At 59.2% G+C, this 402-nt stretch carries 1 tRNA gene; it reads left to right on the top strand.

Annotated elements, in window-relative coordinates:
- Positions 1-270 precede the first annotated feature (270 nt).
- Positions 271-358: transfer RNA gene (locus N2041_RS14320), tRNA-Leu, on the top strand.
- The last annotated feature ends 44 nt before the right edge of the window (positions 359-402 follow it).

The raw sequence follows: 402 nt of genomic DNA, 5'->3' as shown, positions 1-402 counted from the left end.
CACTGGCCCGGCGCACACGGTAGACTGCCCCCATCCCGCCTCGCCCGATCAGGTTGAGGATGGTGTATGCATCGCTAGTGCCGCGGATGGTTAAATTGTCTGCCAGACGGTCGAGCATGAACATCGTGTCTACAGGCGTAATACGTGTGCTAGGCCAATTATACCACTGTGACGAGCGCGCGGTGTGCAGGCTGGGGCAACGACGTGGTACCTGCGCATCTCCATCGCCTTGACGAACAAGGCGATGGCTGTTATAATCTGCTTCGTCATGCCGAAGTGGCGGAATGGCAGACGCGGCGGTCTCAAAAACCGCTGGGGATCAACCCCCGGGTGGGTTCAAGTCCCACCTTCGGCACCACGATGCAATCGCATCAATCATAACGGGGCGTGGCTCAGCCTGGT

It is taken from the genome of Tepidiforma sp. (assembly GCF_026419595.1).
In the GTDB taxonomy this organism is placed as follows: Bacteria; Chloroflexota; Dehalococcoidia; order Tepidiformales; family Tepidiformaceae; genus Tepidiforma.
The sequence above is the reverse complement of the archived record's forward strand: the minus strand, read 5'-3'. Positions and strand labels throughout refer to the sequence as shown.